The sequence below is a fragment of the Pedobacter duraquae genome, from assembly GCF_004362245.1.
Lineage (GTDB): Bacteria > Bacteroidota > Bacteroidia > Sphingobacteriales > Sphingobacteriaceae > Pedobacter > Pedobacter duraquae.
The window spans coordinates 514247-532665 of the sequence record NZ_SNWM01000002.1 but is presented as its reverse complement, the minus strand read 5'-3'; the positions used below and the strand labels follow the sequence as shown (position 1 = coordinate 532665).

21 protein-coding genes and 1 tRNA gene are annotated in these 18419 nt (G+C 37.5%); 17 read left to right on the top strand and 5 right to left on the bottom strand.

The genetic code is table 11. The annotated features are described in order from the left end of the window. Positions 1-10: 10 nt before the first annotated feature. The 7 genes from CLV32_RS08325 (at position 11) to CLV32_RS08295 (ending at position 7522) form a co-directional block, all read left to right on the top strand. Complete coding sequence (locus CLV32_RS08325; protein ID WP_133554359.1) at positions 11-2608, top strand: FtsK/SpoIIIE family DNA translocase; 2598 nt, start codon at positions 11-13, stop codon at positions 2606-2608. A 13-nt stretch (positions 2609-2621) separates the two neighbouring features. Then, positions 2622-3272, top strand: a complete 651-nt coding sequence (locus tag CLV32_RS08320) for a LolA family protein (protein WP_133554357.1) — start codon at positions 2622-2624, stop codon at positions 3270-3272. 22 nt (positions 3273-3294) lie between these two features. After that, on the top strand, positions 3295-4056 hold the full coding sequence (locus tag CLV32_RS08315; protein ID WP_133554355.1) for an MBL fold metallo-hydrolase: 762 nt from the start codon (positions 3295-3297) through the stop codon (positions 4054-4056). A gap of 57 nt (positions 4057-4113) precedes the next feature. Beyond that, positions 4114-4197, top strand: a tRNA-Leu gene (locus tag CLV32_RS08310). Positions 4198-4750: 553 nt separating this feature from the next. After that, positions 4751-5845, top strand: coding sequence for a hypothetical protein (locus tag CLV32_RS08305; protein WP_133554353.1), 1095 nt, complete (start codon positions 4751-4753; stop codon positions 5843-5845). After that, complete coding sequence (locus tag CLV32_RS08300) at positions 5832-6842, top strand: sensor histidine kinase (RefSeq protein ID WP_133554351.1); 1011 nt, start codon at positions 5832-5834, stop codon at positions 6840-6842. The genes CLV32_RS08305 and CLV32_RS08300 overlap by 14 nt, the downstream gene beginning before the upstream one ends. Then, positions 6839-7522, top strand: a complete 684-nt coding sequence (locus tag CLV32_RS08295; protein WP_133554349.1) for a LytR/AlgR family response regulator transcription factor — start codon at positions 6839-6841, stop codon at positions 7520-7522. The genes CLV32_RS08300 and CLV32_RS08295 overlap by 4 nt, the downstream gene beginning before the upstream one ends. Before the next feature lie 373 nt (positions 7523-7895). Here CLV32_RS08295 and CLV32_RS08290 read toward each other — a convergent pair whose 3' ends face one another. Next, a complete protein-coding gene (locus CLV32_RS08290) occupies positions 7896-8300 on the bottom strand; it encodes a winged helix-turn-helix transcriptional regulator (protein ID WP_133554347.1) in 405 nt (134 codons plus the stop codon). A 95-nt stretch (positions 8301-8395) separates the two neighbouring features. Between CLV32_RS08290 and CLV32_RS08285 the strand changes: the two genes are divergently transcribed. The 9 genes from CLV32_RS08285 to CLV32_RS08245 all read left to right on the top strand — a co-directional run bounded on the left by CLV32_RS08285 (position 8396) and on the right by CLV32_RS08245 (position 15476). Then, on the top strand, positions 8396-9124 hold the full coding sequence (locus CLV32_RS08285) for an SDR family oxidoreductase (RefSeq protein ID WP_133554345.1): 729 nt from the start codon (positions 8396-8398) through the stop codon (positions 9122-9124). Positions 9125-9136: 12 nt separating this feature from the next. Next, on the top strand, positions 9137-9901 hold the full coding sequence (locus CLV32_RS08280) for an SDR family oxidoreductase (protein WP_133554343.1): 765 nt from the start codon (positions 9137-9139) through the stop codon (positions 9899-9901). Beyond that, complete coding sequence (locus CLV32_RS08275; protein ID WP_133554341.1) at positions 9898-10899, top strand: NADP-dependent oxidoreductase; 1002 nt, start codon at positions 9898-9900, stop codon at positions 10897-10899. Before CLV32_RS08280 ends, CLV32_RS08275 begins: the two co-directional genes overlap by 4 nt. Positions 10900-11085: 186 nt before the next feature. After that, positions 11086-11667: a Crp/Fnr family transcriptional regulator gene (locus CLV32_RS08270; protein WP_133554339.1), complete on the top strand. Its 582-nt coding sequence runs from the start codon at positions 11086-11088 to the stop codon at positions 11665-11667. 137 nt (positions 11668-11804) lie between these two features. Beyond that, complete coding sequence (locus CLV32_RS08265) at positions 11805-12239, top strand: nuclear transport factor 2 family protein (RefSeq protein ID WP_133554337.1); 435 nt, start codon at positions 11805-11807, stop codon at positions 12237-12239. Between the two features lie 338 nt (positions 12240-12577). Further along, the gene (locus CLV32_RS08260) at positions 12578-13159 is read left to right on the top strand and encodes a Crp/Fnr family transcriptional regulator (protein ID WP_133554335.1); all 582 of its coding nucleotides are present in this window, start codon (positions 12578-12580) and stop codon (positions 13157-13159) included. A gap of 78 nt (positions 13160-13237) precedes the next feature. After that, on the top strand, positions 13238-14128 hold the full coding sequence (locus tag CLV32_RS08255) for an MBL fold metallo-hydrolase (RefSeq protein ID WP_133554333.1): 891 nt from the start codon (positions 13238-13240) through the stop codon (positions 14126-14128). Further along, positions 14122-14586, top strand: coding sequence for a nuclear transport factor 2 family protein (locus CLV32_RS08250; protein ID WP_208110973.1), 465 nt, complete (start codon positions 14122-14124; stop codon positions 14584-14586). The genes CLV32_RS08255 and CLV32_RS08250 overlap by 7 nt, the downstream gene beginning before the upstream one ends. 35 nt (positions 14587-14621) lie before the next feature. Beyond that, positions 14622-15476, top strand: a complete 855-nt coding sequence (locus tag CLV32_RS08245) for an alpha/beta fold hydrolase (protein ID WP_133554331.1) — start codon at positions 14622-14624, stop codon at positions 15474-15476. Between the two features lie 166 nt (positions 15477-15642). On the opposite strand, the gene CLV32_RS08240 is transcribed toward CLV32_RS08245, so the two are convergent. The 3 genes from CLV32_RS08240 to CLV32_RS08230 all read right to left on the bottom strand — a co-directional run bounded on the left by CLV32_RS08240 (position 15643) and on the right by CLV32_RS08230 (position 16947). Continuing rightward, a complete protein-coding gene (locus CLV32_RS08240) occupies positions 15643-15882 on the bottom strand; it encodes a hypothetical protein (protein WP_133554329.1) in 240 nt (79 codons plus the stop codon). 166 nt (positions 15883-16048) lie between these two features. Beyond that, entirely contained in the window at positions 16049-16756 is a 708-nt protein-coding gene (locus CLV32_RS08235) for a hypothetical protein (protein WP_133554327.1), read from the bottom strand. Positions 16757-16758: 2 nt separating this feature from the next. Further along, positions 16759-16947, bottom strand: a complete 189-nt coding sequence (locus tag CLV32_RS08230) for a hypothetical protein (protein WP_133554325.1) — start codon at positions 16945-16947, stop codon at positions 16759-16761. A gap of 197 nt (positions 16948-17144) precedes the next feature. On the opposite strand from CLV32_RS08230, the gene CLV32_RS08225 reads away from it, so the two are divergent. Further along, the gene (locus CLV32_RS08225) at positions 17145-17525 is read left to right on the top strand and encodes an isomerase (protein WP_133554323.1); all 381 of its coding nucleotides are present in this window, start codon (positions 17145-17147) and stop codon (positions 17523-17525) included. 116 nt (positions 17526-17641) lie between these two features. On the opposite strand, the gene CLV32_RS08220 is transcribed toward CLV32_RS08225, so the two are convergent. Next, positions 17642-18352 (bottom strand): NUDIX hydrolase, encoded by a 711-nt coding sequence (locus CLV32_RS08220; protein ID WP_133554321.1) that lies wholly within the window; start codon positions 18350-18352, stop codon positions 17642-17644. Positions 18353-18419 lie beyond the last annotated feature (67 nt).

The following is an 18419-nucleotide window of genomic DNA, read 5'->3' as shown; positions in this document are numbered from 1 at the left end:
GTACATAAAAATGGCGCTAAAGGGAAACCAGTTTAAGTCTAATTCATTTAAAAACGATGCTCCGGAGCGACCAGGTACGCGGCCTGCGGCCAAAGCACCCAGAGAACGACGGGATCTCATGCCTTCATTTGATTTCAACAACGGGAGGCTGATCAAGATCCTGGGTTTGTTTTTTCTAATCCTTGCGCTCTACTTTCTAATTGCTTTTACCTCATATATTTTTACCTGGCAAGACGATTACAGCTATGTAATCGATGCAAATGGAGGATGGCATAACCTGTTCAAAACTGTTGATGAGCTTAAAGCGCTTAATATTGCTCCTGTAGTACAAAACTGGCTGGGGAAGTTTGGTGCGCTGTTAGCACATCAGTTTATTTACGAATGGTTCGGCATGGCCTCCTTCTTATTTGTGCTTGTGTTTTTTGTAATCGGCTACAGGCTACTTTTTAAAGTCAAGATCTTTGCGTTGGAAAAAACGTTCGGGTATAGCTTTTTCTTCTTGTTATTCCTTTCGCTGAGTTTCGGGTTTTTCCACGCTTTTTTTGCTGATGCACCACATTTTCTTGAAGGGGAGTTTGGCTATTGGACGAATAAGATCCTTGTTGCACAGATCGGCATTGCCGGTGTAGGAGGTTTACTTGCCTTTTTAGCGTTGAGCATCCTGATCATTGCTTACAATATAGACTTTAAAATTCCAAAGATTGAGCGCAAGATTGAGAACTTCGAAGTTCCTGAGGTACCGGAAAATATTCCCCTGGAAAATGAGCTTCCTTCTAAACCAGTAGAATTTAGTGTGAATGATAAACTGGGTGCACAACGTAAACGAGAGCAGAATGTAGTATTGACGCCAAGTCGTTTTGAGGATACACAGGCCGAGGAAGAAGCGATTGCCGCTATTCCGCTGGCGACGAATGTGATGCACAGCGCACCAATTATTTTATCACCTACAATGGACACACCGCCACCATCGCCAATACGTCCGAATGAGCTTTTTGACAGCGCGCTGTTAGCCGAGGAGTCTGCTCCCGAGCCTGTATTTACTATCGAAAAGACCGAAGAAGAGAAGAAGTCTGAAGACCTGGTGGAGCAGTTCGGTGCCTATGATCCAACATTGGATCTGGCCAGCTACAAATATCCGCATTTGGACTTGCTAGAAAACCACGGTTCTAACAAGATCTCGGTAAATGCCGAAGAGCTGGAGGCCAATAAAAATAAAATTGTAGAGACCCTGAATCACTACAATATTGAGATTGATAAGATCAAGGCCACTATTGGCCCTACGGTAACCTTATATGAAATTATCCCGGCACCGGGTGTGCGGATTTCGAAGATTAAAAATCTGGAGGATGATATCGCATTGAGTCTTGCAGCTTTAGGGATCAGGATTATTGCACCTATGCCAGGCAAGGGGACTATAGGTATTGAGGTGCCGAATATGCATCCCGAAATGGTGTCTATGCGCAGCATCCTGGCAACTGAAAAGTTCCAGACTACGACAATGGATTTGCCTATAGCATTAGGCAAGACAATTTCGAATGAGGTTTTTATCGCCGACTTATCCAAAATGCCACACTTGTTGGTAGCAGGGGCTACTGGTCAGGGTAAATCTGTTGGTATCAATGCTATCCTGGTTTCATTGCTCTATAAGAAACACCCTTCACAGCTAAAGTTCGTGTTGGTGGATCCTAAAAAGGTGGAGCTCACGCTTTTTAATAAAATTGAGCGTCACTTTTTGGCTAAGCTGCCGGGTGAAGCTGATGCGATTATCACAGACACCAAAAAAGTAATCAATACCCTTAACTCACTTTGTATTGAGATGGATCAGCGTTATGACCTGTTGAAAGATGCACAGGTCAGGAATTTAAAGGAGTATAACGAGAAGTTCATCAAGCGCAAGCTGAACCCTAACAATGCACACCGGTTTTTACCTTATATTGTGCTTATTGTGGATGAGTTTGCGGATTTAATGATGACTGCCGGTAAAGAGGTTGAAACGCCTATTGCGAGGTTAGCACAGCTGGCCCGTGCGGTAGGTATCCACCTGGTGCTGGCTACCCAAAGACCATCTGTGAACATTATTACAGGTACGATCAAAGCCAACTTCCCGGCAAGGATTGCCTTCAGGGTATTATCGAAGATAGATTCACGTACAATTTTAGATAGTGGAGGTGCTGATCAGCTGATCGGTAGGGGAGACATGCTGTTATCAACAGGAAACGACCTGATCAGGCTGCAATGTGCTTTTGTAGATACGCCTGAGGTAGATCGAATTTCTGAGTTTATTGGAAATCAGCGCGGATATCCTGAAGCCTATCAACTACCGGAATATCTTGATGAAGCGGCTGAAAATGCAAAGCTGGAGTTTGATGCATCCGACAGAGATTCTATGTTTGAGGATGCTGCACGATTGATCGTCATGCATCAGCAGGGATCGACATCGTTAATTCAACGTAAACTAAAATTAGGGTACAACAGGGCAGGTAGAATTATCGACCAGTTGGAAGCAGCAGGTGTTGTTGGTCCGTTTGAAGGTAGCAAGGCCCGTGAGGTTTTAATTCCTGATGACTATGCTTTGGAACAATTCTTGGACAACCTTAAAAATGATTAAACCAGCAAATTCTATGAAGAGGTTCTTAAGTGTTTTATTGTTAACAATAGTTTCCTTTAATATCGCCCAGGCTCAAACAGATCCTCAAGCACAATCGATATTGGCGGCGGTGAGTAAAAAGTACCGGTCGTTCAAGGCTATCCGCACAGATTTTACTTTTTCTGTTGAGAACAAGCAAGCAAACGTGAAGAACACCGAGAAAGGTACTTTGTATGTAGACTCCAAAGCTAACAAGTATAAGGTTGTGATGGGGGATAAGGACCTGATCAGCGACGGAAAAACACAATGGACATACCTTAAAGATGATAAAGAAGTCCAGGTCAACAATGCCAGCAGTAGTTCTGATGCATTAAATCCTGCAACAGTATTTACGATGTACGAGAAAGGATATAAGTATCTGTATACCGGTGAACGTAAAGTAGGTGCAAAGGTGTATCAGATGATCGATTTATCACCGATAGATACCAAGGTTCAATATTTTAAGATCCGCCTGAGTGTTGACAAGGTTGCAAAACAGATCGCCAATGTGCAGGTTTTCGACAAGAATGGTAGTGTATATGCATACGGCATAAATAAGTTTGTGCCTAATGTTGTTGTTCCTGCAGGAACTTTTAGTTTTGATGCAAAAAAATATCCTGGTGTTGAGGTTGTGGATTTGCGGTAATGGTGCTTAATCTGATTTTATTTTGAAAATTACTTTTTTAGGTACCGGCACATCTCAGGGGATTCCTGTAATCACCTGTCGGTGTGCAGTGTGTACTTCTCCCGATCATAGAAATAAGCGTTTACGGACGTCGGTAATGCTGGAAACCGCAGATAAGACGATTGTGATTGATAGCGGCCCAGATTTCCGGTATCAGATGCTGCGGGAAAATGTACAGGATCTTGATGCGATATTGTTTACACATGAGCACAAGGATCATATTGCGGGCCTGGATGATATCCGTCCTTTCAATTACCTAATGCATAAGAACATTGATATTTATGCAGAGGAAAGGGTGCAGAATGCATTAAAAAGAGAGTTTTCTTATATATTTTCGGATGTTCCCTATTTCGGATTGCCTAAAATAAACCTCCATACAATATCTTCTGAGCCTTTTAAAATAGGAGAGACAGAGATTGTGCCGATCGATATTATGCATTATAAACTTCCGATTTTAGGTTTTAGAATTGGAGATTTTACCTATATCACTGATGCAAAAACAATATCTGAAGAATCGGTTGCTAAAATTATGGGTACAAAGGTATTGGTTATTAATGCGCTGCAGGTTCAGGATCATATCTCTCATTTTAATCTGCAGGAAGCTGTTGAATTTGCGAAACGGATCAACGCTGAGATGACTTATTTTACGCATATCAGTCATAATTTGGGACTGCATGAGGCCGTTGAAGCTGAATTGCCGGATAATATCAGGCTGGCATACGATCAGTTACGTATTGAGGTTTAATTTTCTGAAAATAGCGCTAGAAACTTCGGTGAATAAATTTATATTTGCGCTTAATATACCCAGGTGGCGAAATTGGTAGACGTACCATCTTGAGGGGGTGGCGCTCGAAAGGGCATGGCAGTTCGAATCTGCTCCTGGGTACTAACCAGATTCATGGTTAATTTTTTTAAAGGGTTGCTCGTTAAAAAGCAACCCTTTTTTGTTGATTTTCAGTAGGTTAACATGAAAGGTCCTGTCCAGATATTTTGTTCTAAATGAACCCTGACCCCATACCAGACTATCTTTGAACAAACCTCTGATTAAAGTGTGCTTTTGAGTAACGTTTCCCTTATCATACAATAGAAAAAGATTTTACAGACGGGGCAAGAATCGTTCAACTAGGTCTTTGTCCGACTTATCCTTGATCGGAAAGGCCGCATTCATCACCACCATACTTGGGGGACACTGTATTTCAGCTCAAGAGCCATTGGAAATTGAGGAGTAGAACAAAATAAAAAACATTGAAGTTGCAATCTAACGACTAAATTTAAAGCTATTGCGCATATTCTTTTTCTTGAATTATTAGGAAAATTAATTCGAAGAAAATCTTTAAAGTTCCATTTCATACCATAACTAGTAACAACGATCCCATTTTATTTTTAATGCTGTTATGCAGTTATAGTTTTAGACTATAATTCTTTAAACAAATTTAATTATGAAATTGTATCCAATCATTTTAGTAGCATTAATTGCAAGTTGTTTTACATCGGCAAATGCCCAAAAAAACAAAGCAATCTTAAAAGGTAAAGTAGCAAATTGGCCTACAGACACAGTATACTTTGCTACATTTACCTTCCATTCTCCATATTCCACTGTAGAAGGTTTTCAAGTCCTTAAGCCGGATAAAACATTTGAATACGTCTTTGACAAAGTAAACCAACCATTTATTGTTTATTTAACTCCAGAGCGAAGATTTCTTGACTTGAGAAACGATGTTCTTTATGAAAACTTAACCGATAAATACTATATCGGCTATTGCAAAAACTTCTATGATTGCCCCATCACTACTTACTTAATAGAACCGGGAACGGAGACCAATGTTGAATTGACAAAAACCACACGTTATGGAAAAACAGGGATTAAATTCTTAAATGCAGACAAGTACAATTCCGAATTTTATCAAACCACATTTGACTTGGATCAGGCATTTGATGAAGCATTAGATTCTAAATCTGATGAAACATTAAAAGACATCAAAAACGTAGATAAAGCAATTAAGAATTTAAGCAGTAAATTAAATAAATTATTAACTAAATTGGATAAAGAGCAGCAACATATAAGCCCATTTTTATATAAGTATACAAAATCAGAAATCGAATTTGGAGCTAAAAAGGAATTTCTGAGATACCTCCTATTGAATCATAAAGATGGAGCATCGAAACTTTTTAGAAATAAAATTCCAAAGGAAATAAGTAATGTTGTTGAATTTAATAAAGAAAATATCGATTATTCGACGATGATCAGTCAAGAGTATAATGAGTTTCTTGAATTGTATTTAAGCTTCAAATATAGTAAGCTAAAAAATGAATTGATTATCTATAAAGAGCTTGATAAAGAGAAATTTGACTTTGCTTTAAAGGAACTGCCGCAGACATCAAAATACTTTTATTTGGCAAATAACCTCTTGCATTTAAAGTACAACATCAAAACAAAGGAGCTTGTTGCTAGGCTTATTAAACTTTACCCCGCCGGAAAATTGAATGATAAATTATTGAGAAAATATAATAAAGAAAACCATGCAGCTACATAAAAAGAAGACTATACCTTATTTGGAAATTGCTATTAATATGTTGATGTTGTTAATCTTTTGCGCATTTTCAGTTCTCACGCCTAAAATGGGCAAAAAAGAGATTTTATCAGTAACGTTAATAATTTCAATATTCTATATTCACACTTTTTTTATCATTCCAGTCTTAGTAGCCCAAAAAAAGAAACTGAGATATGCTGTTTTGATTATTGCGCTTTCCGTAACTTTTTACCTGCTAATTCGAAAAATAATTCGCACTTTATTTGATGATGTTCAAACGGGGGAAGACGTTTTCTACATAATTTTTACGTTAACTGCTGTGCTTTTATTAACGCTGTGTTTATCGTTTGTATATGCTTATTTACGTACAATAAAAGCTAAAGAAAGATTATTTAACTTAAGGTTGGGTAGTAAAGAATCAGAATTAAGACTGTTAAAGTCGCAAGTTAATCCGCATTTCTTGTTCAATTCTTTAAACGCCATATATGCCACAGCCTTGGTCGAAAATGCTCCTAAAACAAGTGAAAGTATTGCAAAATTGGCAAGTTTAATTCGATATATGCAGAAAGACATGAATGAAAATTTCATTCCCCTGAAAAATGAAATTAAATACATTGAAGATTATGTCGCCATTCAAAAGATACGTTCTGCAGTAGAGCCAATTGTAGAATTACGATTTGAAAATATTGAAAATTACATAATTAGTCCTGGACTGCTAATTCCCTTTGTTGAAAATGCATTTAAATATGGAATAGATCCATCAAAGCCTTCAAAATTAGAGATATCAGTATCTTGTGGTAATAATTGGATAATTTTTGAATGTATAAATACTTACCATGAAGGTTATAAAACTTACAAAAAGGAAGAGGGCTTTGGCATAGGAATTAGAAACACAAAACAACGTTTGGAACTAGCATATCGAAAAAACCATACATTTGAAATTAAAAAACTGAATGGGGTTTTTTCGGTAAAAATGGGTATAAATACTGCTCAAAAATGATAATAGCAATTGCAATAGACGATGAACCAAAAGCGCTTGAAGTTATAAAATTCCATTGCGCCAAAATTGAGCGGTTAGATCTGATCGCTCAATTTTCCGATCCTGCAGAAGCAATTGTTTTTTTAAGACAAAATCCTGTCGATTTAATATTTCTAGACATCAATATGCCCAATATTTCTGGTTTGGAAATGTTGGAAGAATTAAAATTAAAACCAAATATCATTTTCACTACGGCCTATACAAATTTCGCCTTCGAAAGTTATGCTCATAATGCCATTGATTATTTATTGAAACCCTTTGAGTTTGATCGATTTCAAATGGCCGTAGACAAATTGGAAGAACGGATGTCTTTTGTAAGGAATAAAAATACTTTCTTTTTCATAAAGGACGGATTCCAAAATATTAAAATTCAATTCAAAGAAATTTTATTTATCAAAGGTTCTGGTAATTACTTGGATATTATCCTAAAAGAAAAAGTACATTCTCCTCGAATGACGTTTATGGAACTCGTAGAAAAATTACCTTCCTCGGAATTTATAAGAGTGCATCAGTCTTATATTGTCAATATTAATACAATTGAGAAAATCGAAACTAACCATGTTTACATAGATAAATATGAAATTCCTATAAGTGGTCGTTATAGAGATTTGTTCTTCAAACGATTAAATCTAACGAAATAGATATTAAAAGCTGCACTATTTTTTGGAAAGAACAATAAGTAAACGGCGCATCTGTTTTGGCTAAAATCTCTCCAGTGAAAAGGGTATATCAAAGTACTTATTTAAGAATCAACAACTATTTGTTCTATTACCATCTGGGTTAAGTGACTTAATCGAAAATCACCTTGATTTGTGACGTTTGATTAAATGAATTTTTTTCTTTCCAAATAATGTTCCAAAGTTAAGTTAATTCATCAATGAACTTAACTTTGTGTTAATATAGTGATTTATTCTAACTATAGTGAATTAATCATTGAAGGGAGTCTTGTGCATAAATTGAGATATGTAATTTGGCTGGTTAAACCCCAAAAAAGCAGCTTATATTGATTCAATGTTATAACAATTCGATTCTTTTGCTTGCTATAAATGCATCTTTATCTTTTTTTACTTCTTCAAGCATTACCCTTCTTTCTGGTGGCATTGTAAAATATTTATCAGCCCACAAATTTATTTCAATCATTAGCGGAAGCAAATCTATCCCTTTCTGCGTTAGTTTGTATAAAACTTTTGCCTTGCTTTCGGGATGTTCCTGCTTTGTGATCACATCATTTTCTTCAAGCATTTGTAATCGGGAAGCTAAGATATTGGTCGCTATTTTTTCTTCCGATTTTAGGAAATCGCCATAAGTACATTGTTTGGAGATCATCAAATCTCTCACAATCAGTAAAGACCATTTATCTCCCCATATATCTAATGAACTGCTAATAGGGCATTCAGACCGCTTTTTTAAATTTCCCATAAAATAAATTGTAAAACTACTTGCAAAATGAAAGTTGTTTATATATTTGCACTTGCAAAACGCAAGCGAATTTACGCAAATAAATTATAGATACAATGAAAACAACAGGAAATACAATATTTATCAGCGGTGGAAGCGCCGGAATAGGTTTAGCCATAGCTAAAAAATTAAGCGCAGCTGGCAATAAAATCATTATTAACGGACGTAACCAAGAACGCCTTCAAGGTGCCTTAGACCAGTTAGAAAATACTGTTTCCATACAGGGCGATTTGTCGGTAAAGGCCGACAGGATTAAGATTGCAGAAGAATTAAAAAATAACCATCCCGCTGTAAACATCATCATTAATAATGCTGGTGCTGCTTTTATGAATGATTTAAGTAATAGCAATAACAATGCAGCAGAAAAAGCATACGAGGAAATCAATACCAATTACATCAGCGTGATTGATTTTACTGCTTTAACTTTACCATTACTCTTACAACAGAAAGAAGCTGCAATTGTAAATGTTTCTTCAATAGCTGTTTTCAGATCCAATAAATATCTGCCAACTTATTCGGCAAGTAAAGCAGCTTTACATAGCTATACACAAGGTTTGAGAGATACATTCGCGGATAACGAAAATCTAAATATTTATGAGCTCTATCCACCATTGGTTAACACCGAATTTTCTGCAGAAATTGGTGGTGTAAACGGCATTCCTCCATCAGAAGTGGCCAATGAGCTATTTGATGCTTTAGGAAAAGATCAATTTGAGGTTCCTGTAGGCGATACCAAGAAAATCCACGAACTGGTGACCCCAATTACAGACAATGTTCCTCATTAATTTCAAGCACCAATGAATTTAAAAGGAAAAGCTATCCTCATTACAGGTGGCGGATCGGGCATCGGGCTCGAAGCTGCGAAACAATTTTTGCAAATTGGCGCAAAAGTGATCATTACAGGAAGAAACCAAGATAAACTGGCTGCTGCAAAAATAGCTTACCCAACATTAACTACTATACAAAGTGATGCTGGGAATGAAGCCGATGCTTATACGCTTTTCGAAAAGGTAAGTGAACTGGGTGGTATCGATATACTCTATAACAATGCAGGTGTCGGTGTACCACCCAAAAATTTGGGCATTGCCAGCGACGATCATTTCAAAGGGGCTGAGTACGAATTGCAGGTTAATTATCTGGGCGTAATCAGGTTGAATAATCTATTTATAGAAATGTTAAAATCTCGAAAGGAAAGTGCCATTATCAACACCACTTCAATTTTGAGCATTGTGCCCTCGCTTGTTGAGGCCACTTATTCGGCATCCAAAAGCGCATTGGCTTTTTACACCAAATCGTTGAGGGGACACCTCGAAATTCTGGGTTCCAATGTAAAGGTTTTCGAATTGTTACCACCTTTAGTTGATACGGATATGGTGGCCGATCGAGCAGATAAAAAGATAAGCCCAGATCAATTGGTGAAGGGGTTGATTAAGGGGCTAGAAAAAAACCAATACACTATTCGTGTAGGTGATTCGAAACTGATTTATGTATTTAACCGTTTTTTTCCGAAACTTACCTTTGGGTTGATCAATCCGAGGAAAATAAATTCAACTTTAAGATGAAAGCATTTTCAATAAAAAAATACGATAAAAAAGGAGCGCTGGAACTTACTGATATTCCTACGCCAATCATAAAGGATAATGAAGTATTGGTTGAAATTTATGCTGCTGGCTTAAATTTACTTGATTCGAAAATAAAATCGGGAGAATTTAAGTTGATATTGCCCTATAACTTACCAATCATTTTGGGGCATGATGTTGCAGGCGTAATTACTCAGGTAGGAGCAAAGGTAACGCAGTTTAAGTTAGGCGATGAAATTTATGCTCGTGTTTCAGATTTTCACATTGGCACCTTTGCAGAATATATCGCCATTGGCGAAGCTGATTTGGCGCTAAAGCCCGCGAACATTTCTATGGAAGAAGCGGCCGCTATTCCTTTGGTTGCACTTACGGCATGGCAGGCTTTGGTAGAAAATGCGAAGCTGAAAAAAGGCCAGAAAGTGTTTATTCAGGCAGGCTCTGGAGGTGTAGGTACGATTGCTATACAGCTGGCGAAACATCTGGGAGCAACTGTGGCTACAACAGCAAGTGAAAAAAGTTTTGCTATGCTAAAAGAGCTTGGAGCAGATATACTGATAGACTACAAAAATGAAGATTTTGAAACCATCCTGAAAGACTACGATGTGGTGTTGAACAGCCAGGATAACAAGACGCTTGAAAAATCACTGCGGATAATTAAACCGGGAGGAAAAGCAATCTCTATTTCTGGCCCACCTACAAGAGAATTTGCCAAAGCAATTGGTGCTAATTGGTTGATCAAAACTATTCTTTCGCTGGTTAGTTTTGGAATCGTTAAAAAGGCAAAAAAACTTAACGTTGGCTATTTTTTTCTTTTTATGAGGGCTGATGGAGCACAATTGAAAGAAATCACTTCGTTGATAGAAGCGGGAACAATTATTCCGATAGTAGATAAAGTATTTCCATTTAACCAGACTAACCAGGCATTGGAATACGTAGAGAGCGGACGTGCAAAAGGGAAGGTAGTTGTGAAGGTGAAGTAAAGGCAAAGGTTCTTTTAATCCCAAGGTAGCTTAAATTCAATATATCAGGATATGTATTTCTACATATGTTGGTTTCCTACTACATGTTTAAGGAATTTTTTTTGGAGTATGATCAATGCAATTTGAGAGTCCTTCAATAACAAATCTATTTTGTAAATTGCCGAGCTATCCTTTAACCAAGAATCTATGCACCAACAGCTTCTAAATTACATTAATAGTCACGGTACTTTGCAATTAACAAGCGCAGAGGAAGAATTGGTTAAGGCTGCGTTTCAACCCAAAAAACTCAGAAAAAAGCAATACTTTTTGCACGAAGGCGATGTGTGTAAGCACAGTGCTTTTGTGGTTAAAGGTGCCATGCGGCAATATAGTGTTGATGAAAAAGGGGTAGAACATGTTGTACATCTTTTTATTGAAAATTATTGGGCGAGCGATCGTGAAAGTATGATTATGCTAACCCCATCAGTTTTTAACATTGATGCTTGGGAAGATTCAGAGATACTTATGATTACACGAGCAGAAATGCTTGATCTGATGTTCAAAATACCTGCGATGGTGGAAATGATTAGGTTAATGGATGAAAGAAATGCCATTGCCAACCAAAGAAGGCTAAATTCTACCATTAGCGCCAGCGCGGAAAAACGTTATGAAGAGTTTGCCAGTAATCATCCGCAATTTATTCAGAGATTTCCGCAATATCTTATCGCTTCGTTTTTGGGAATCACTAAAGAAACATTAAGCAGGATTAGAAAGCAGGCCATTAGGTAATCTTTGCTAGGCCAATTTCGCAAAACCGTTGATAATTATCAACGGTATTTTTTATCATATCTCATCTTTCTAAAACCTTGTTATGTTGCAGTTTTGTAATGTCAAATCATTTAGGACTTATCAAAATTTAAAGGACAATGGAAAATACCAATTTAAATGCCATAGCAGCAACACAACTTCTTCGCAATAGTTTAGACAAGTTTTTAGCAAAGGATATGAAAGGTTGGACGGATTTATGTGCGGAAGACGTAGTTGCGGAGTTCCCTTTTGCACCGGAAGGCTCACAGGAAAGGTTTGAAGGTCGTGAAGCACTTTATGCTTACCTAAAAGACTATCCTAATTATATTGATGTGAAATCATTACCTACACTTAAAGTTTATGGAACCGATGACGCAAATGTTGCAATCGCAGAATGGAGTGCATCAGGAGTGGTAATCGGTAACGGCAACCCTTATGAAATGAGCTACGCTACTTTTGTAACCTTTCGTGATGGCTTGATCGTAAACTACCGTGAGTACTGGAATCCACAGGCTTTTCAAAAAGCAATGAGCGGGGGAAGTTTTGCCGAATAGACAATTTTGCCGACGTGACTTCCTCAGAAAGTAGCGTTAGTTAACCATCACCGTTCATCAGCATCACTAAGGCAAAGAGATTAGAAAACAAGGTGTGCATCATCGTGATTTCGGGGATGATTAGGAGTTGTCGGTATAAAAGCAACAGCCCACTGCTGGTATTGGGGATTATATCTTAGCGGGATCAACCAGAACTATGGGTTGACCCCGCAGTACTTATTCAAAATAAGCTAATATTTTAGAAGAAAATAAAGCGGACTTTTAATTAATTTTGGGCTATTAACGTCAAATCTAAGCAGATATATAACAACTGATTTTCATCTGATGGTACAGACTTTATGAAAGAGCTTCTCAAACAAAATATCTCCAATCACATATTCATTTCAGAAAATGAAAGAGATCTGTTCTGCAACCTGTTTGAGCATAAATCGATCAAAAAAAAGAATTTTCTGTTGGAAGCGGGTGAAATCTGCAAATTTGAAGGATTTGTGGTGAGCGGACTTTTCCGTATCTATCATTTAGACAAAAATGGTTTTGAAAATGTATTGTATTTCGCTATGGAGAATTGGTGGATAACCGACATTGATAGTTTTACCAATGAGAAACCTTCCCAGCTTTATATAGAGGCACTTGAAGATAGTGAAGTACTGCTGATTTCCAAAAAGGATAAGGAATTTGCATATATCAATCTTCCCAAAATAGAAAAACTATTCAGGATCATGACCCAAAAAACCCATGTTGCCCTGCAAAGAAGGATGATCGATAATCTAAGCAAAACTGCCGATCAGCGCTACCTGGATTTTATTGAGAAATATCCCCAGTTATTGCAACGACTGACCAATCTTCAGATTGCTGCATATTTGGGCATCAGCCATGAATTTTTGAGCAAGATCAGAAAGAAAATAGTCAATTCCGGTTAGGTGCAGGTATTTATTGAACTTGTTCAATCTTTTGACTTGGTAAGGAGCGCATCTTTGTATCATTAATTATACAACGGCATGAAATCAATTATCACAACATTATTCTTAACAATTCTAATCTTATCAAAAATGGAAGCAAATGCACAAAGTTTCAAAACTGTTGAAACTCCTAATTTAAAACTGGAAGTTTATAACGCATCAGAAAATGCTTTTGGTGTGGCATCGGTAATCATCTCGGGCAAAACGGATGCAGTATTGATCGACGGACAGTTTACCTTGGCGGATGCCGAAAAGGTAGCGTCGGAAATCAAAAATTCTGGAAAGAAACTAACCGTTATTTATGTATCCCATGCCGATCCGGATTATTATTTCGGACTAGAGGTATTTAAAAAATATTTCCCAGAAGTTACCGCTTATGCATCTCCTGCAACAGTGGAGGCTATCAAAGCTACTTCACAGAAAAAACTGGACGTTTGGGGCGAGCGATTGGGTAAGGCTATTACTTCTAATGTGATACTTCCTCAGGTCTTAAAAGGAAACAGCATTGAGTTAGAGGGGCAGAAACTTGAAATATTCGGATTGGATGAATTTCCAGCCAAAACCTTCGTTTGGATTCCTTCCATCAAGGCAATAGTAGGTGGAATTAATGTTTTTGGAACTACTTTTAACCTATGGATGGCCGATGCTCAGACAACAGATGCTCGCAAAAATTGGATTACTGTTTTAGATAAAATCGAAGCTTTACACCCTGTGATCGTTATTCCTGCACATGCCAACAATGCAAGCCCATTTGATATTAGCGCAGTAAGACATACCAAAAGCTATATCCAGTTCTACGAAGAGGCATTAAAAACCAACAAAACTTCTGAAGAATTGATCAAGGCGATCAAGGTAAAATATCCGGTGCTTACTTTTGAAACTGCATTGCAAATTGGTGCCAAAGTAAATACTGGCGAAATGAAATGGTAAAACTTAAAATCATATTCAGCCTGATGGTGCTTTTTGCAGTGTCAGGCTGTCTGTTAAATCAAAAGAAAATGACAAATCTTGAAATTGTAAAAAGTACATATGAAGGTAAAACTTCAGAAGAAAACGGTAAAAATCTTGCGAAGTATGTCGCGGATGATATCTCATGGACCGAAGCTCAGGGTTTTCCTTATGCAGGTACTTACATCGGATTGGCGGAAGTTACCAAGCATGTATTTAGCAGGTTGGGAAGCGAATGGATCGATTATAAATTCACGCCCGAAGATTATGTAGCCAGCGAGGACAAAATAGTAGCCTATGGAACTTATACCGGGACCTTCAAAATTACTGGTAAGCCATTTAAAGCAAGAGTAGCGCACGTTTGGAAATTGAAGGATGGAAAAATAATCAGTTTCGAGCAGTTTGTAGATAGTAAGCCGGTAAACGATGTAATGAAATAGCTGAAATTAGTGCTGAATAAACATAACTTATCACGATGAAGATTTTAAAGCAAATTATAGCAGAAATAAAGAGTGCGAAAGATGAAGATACCGATCAATTGCAGGATTTGATATTGCGGTATATTTGCTATGCTCCAAAAATGCCTTTGAGGGTTTTTCAGGAAAACTTGCTTGAACGTGCTGAAATAACCAAATTGAGGGTTCATGACGAATATTTCTCTGGACAAGAGCTGACTTTTCAGGCCTTCAAATGGGGAAAAGGTAGCCGAAAGATACTGCTTACCCATGGATGGGGTTCAAAGGCCGCAGATCTTTCTGACATCATAGTCGCGTTGGAGCAGATAGGAGATGTTGAGATTATCGCTTTTGATGCTCCTGGCAATGGTGTCTCTGAAGGGAAACTATCTAGCTTGTTACTGTTTGCGGAAAGTGTAAAAGCCATCGTCGCCCATCATGGAATACCAGAAGTAACTATTGGACATTCATTAGGTGCCACTGCGAATATCATTGCGATGCAACAGTTAGGAATCCATCCAAAGCAGATTATCAGCATCGCTCCCTTAATTGATCTTGGGAAAAATTTCGAGGCCAGTATGGACGCGATTGATATCCCTAAAGACAGTCAGAATGCTTTTTTTCAAAGTTTTGAAGAACGCTTTAAAAAGCCAGTTTCAAATTATAATCTTGTCGATTGGTCAGCTTTTACCACTGAGTCATCCAAACACTGGGTGGCTTACGATGAAAATGATTTGATTTCCCCTTATTTATATATGAACACCTTTTTAAACTCGAATTCTTTTATAGAATCTACAAATTACATTGGTGCCGGTCATGAACGGATCATCAAATCGCCAATTATGATCCAGGATATGTTAAAGAATTTATCATGAAGTATCCATGGAGAATCATGAGTGTTAATGCAACGAGTGCATTATTTGCTATCCAGGGCATATGCATAATCAGTTACAACTTTTAGCAGGCCTGTTGCTTCATCGGAATTCAGCTCATTTGATGTCAATACGTTGCTCAGAAGACTGACGGTATTTTTAAGCTCTTTTAGATGGTATTGACTGGCTTATCTGAATTTGGAATATGCATATTTTGCATATCGCTTTGTTCGTTTAGTACTTTTTCATTAAAAATATTCTTGATGTGCCTGGAAATTACTGACTGATCTCTCTCAAATAATAAAGCCATTTGTGCTTGTGTAAGCCAGAGCGTCTCACTTTTTAGCTTTACATCAATGATTGTTTTGCCATTTTCTATTTGGTAAATAATAATTTGGTCGTCAGCCATCTCTAATTAATTTATTGCTAAACTATATATAAACCGTGAAAAGTTGGTGAGATTTTTCAATATTGGATTCTGTCCGAACTCTTTTTTTACTGATCGACCATACCGTGACTATTTCTATTAAATGCTTTTCGAACTACGGCGATAGTATATTAGTTATATCAACCTACTATTGCTCCTCAGCAGGTTTTGCATCTTTTTGAACCGTCACTTCTACTTTTGTTGCTCCTGCTCTGGCTGATGATACAGATTTGCCGATTTCCGTTAACCCTTTGGATTCATAGATTTTCATAGCTGTTACAACATCAATAGCTTGCCTGGTTTGTTCTTCCGGAATAGGTACAAAAGAGAGGAAATTAATTGTTACACCTTTAAATTTTAACAGGCCGTTCACATTTTTAAGTAATTCCGATTCAAATTCATTTTGATTGAAATCGACAATGTCTTCGTTTAGCAGTAGATCCCTAGCGATCTCTTTAATCCGTTTATCAATTACTGAGTTTTCGGCAGTTTCGTAGGCTTTAGCACTATTAACTTCATTATCGCTATCACTGTTCATCTTACCCAGGTATTTGGCCTCACCGATGTACAGTCGCGCATCAGTGATAGAATAATCATAAGTAACTTCAATTTTAGCCATTACTCTGTTTTTAAAAGCTGATTTAAAGACGCTTTCCCCTTGCATTGGATAATCGGGTACAGTTATTTTGTAGGAACACATGCCGACTCCTTTAGGCACTGTTTCGCCAGCTTTAATGACCTCCCAGGTTACCCCGCAATTGCTTGTATAGAGTGTTTGTACGTTGGATTGAGCCCTGTCACATCCTGAAAATAGAAACACTGCCATGGCTGTCATAGGGAATAATAAATTCTTCATTTTTAATTGCGTTTGATTTGTCTGATTGATAAGTATGAAATGTAAATCACAGCTACTGGAGCCAAAGCACCGAAGATTGTTAAAAACAGCCCGGCGTGCATATAGTATTTGCCCATGATATAAACCTGATACCAGAAACTGATTAGGCATAGCGCTATAACAGTTACGATGAGATAAAGCGTAATTTTCATATTTGTTCAAGTTTAATAAAAATATGGCAATTGGACTTATAAATATCAAACCAAATAAGTCCTATTGACCACCTTTTACGAATGTTTATCACAATTGTCTCGATGGGGGAGATAATCAGTTCCGGTGATTTGTTCAACTAGTTAAACTTTTTTCAGGACTGGTGCAACTAGCTTTGTCTAAACAAAAAGATAATATTATGATGTCATCAGTTGAGAAAATGATCGATCAGTACATACTGGCGTGGAACCAGACTGGGCTGGAAAGTTATAGCTTAGAATTTGAAAAATGTTGGGGAAGTAATGCACTTTATAGTGATCAATATTCTGAGCATACAGGTGTCCAGGGCATAGCCGACTTTGCAGATCAATCATTGAAATTTGCGCCGGATAGAAAATTCAGTGTCTTAGAAATTCCCGAATGTCACCACACCTATGGCCGTTACGCCTGGAAGGTAGAAACTGGTGGTAAGACTAATGTTGGTTATGATTACTTTGAATTTAATGCGGAGTTTAAGATTACAAAACTAATCAGCTTTTTTACTTTGCCAGACGATTACCCTATCGAAAAGCTTGGTTAACTAATCTTGTAATTCTAGAGTATAGAGTTCGTATATAATCAATTTGATTATGTACGAACTCTTTTTTTAATATCATCACTACATTGGATTATTGAATGACCACCGATCAGATTTGATTATGGCTGTTCAGTCAACTTTACACTCGGCAGAAGATTTAAAAACTCCTGAATATTAGCCTGGTATTTTTTCTTATCCAACTTAAAGTAATAGGCACCTTTTTTTGAGCCTGATTTATCTTTCTCCTCCAGTTTTAGCAAGAGTCCGGTGGAGGCAATTTTTCTGCTAAAGTTCCTCGTGTCTATTTTCGTGTCATTAACCTCTTCAAATAAGGTTTGCAGCTGAGGGATAGTGAATTTTTTAGGCAGCATTTCGAACAAAATAGGGTGGAGCGCAGCCTTGTAGCGTAGTTTTTTCCTGGCATCAGTAACCATTTGATCGTGATCGAAAATCAGCTTCGGCCTTTCATTAATCAGAAACCACTCTGCGTGAAAATCATCATTAATCTGGGTCTTATACTTGTTGATATCGATGAGTGCAAAATAACCGACTGATAGTGTCCGTTCAATAGGATCCCTGGTTGGAGCACCATATACCTGCAGCTGTTCCAGGTAAATACCTTCCAGCCCTGTGTTCTTTTTCAAAACCCGGTTGGCAGCATCATCAGGTGATTCTGCAGGGCCTAAAAATCCACCGATCAAACTCCACTTATCTTTCTCAGGCTCCAAGCCCCTTTTTACCAATAAAATTTTAAGGTGTTCGCCATCAAATCCAAAAACAATACAGTCAACAGCAACAAGGTAATGGGGTTGGCCTGAATAGTCGATCATCGAGATGTAGGTGTAAGCGTGTTGATTATTATTATTATTATTATTATTATTATTATTATTATTATTA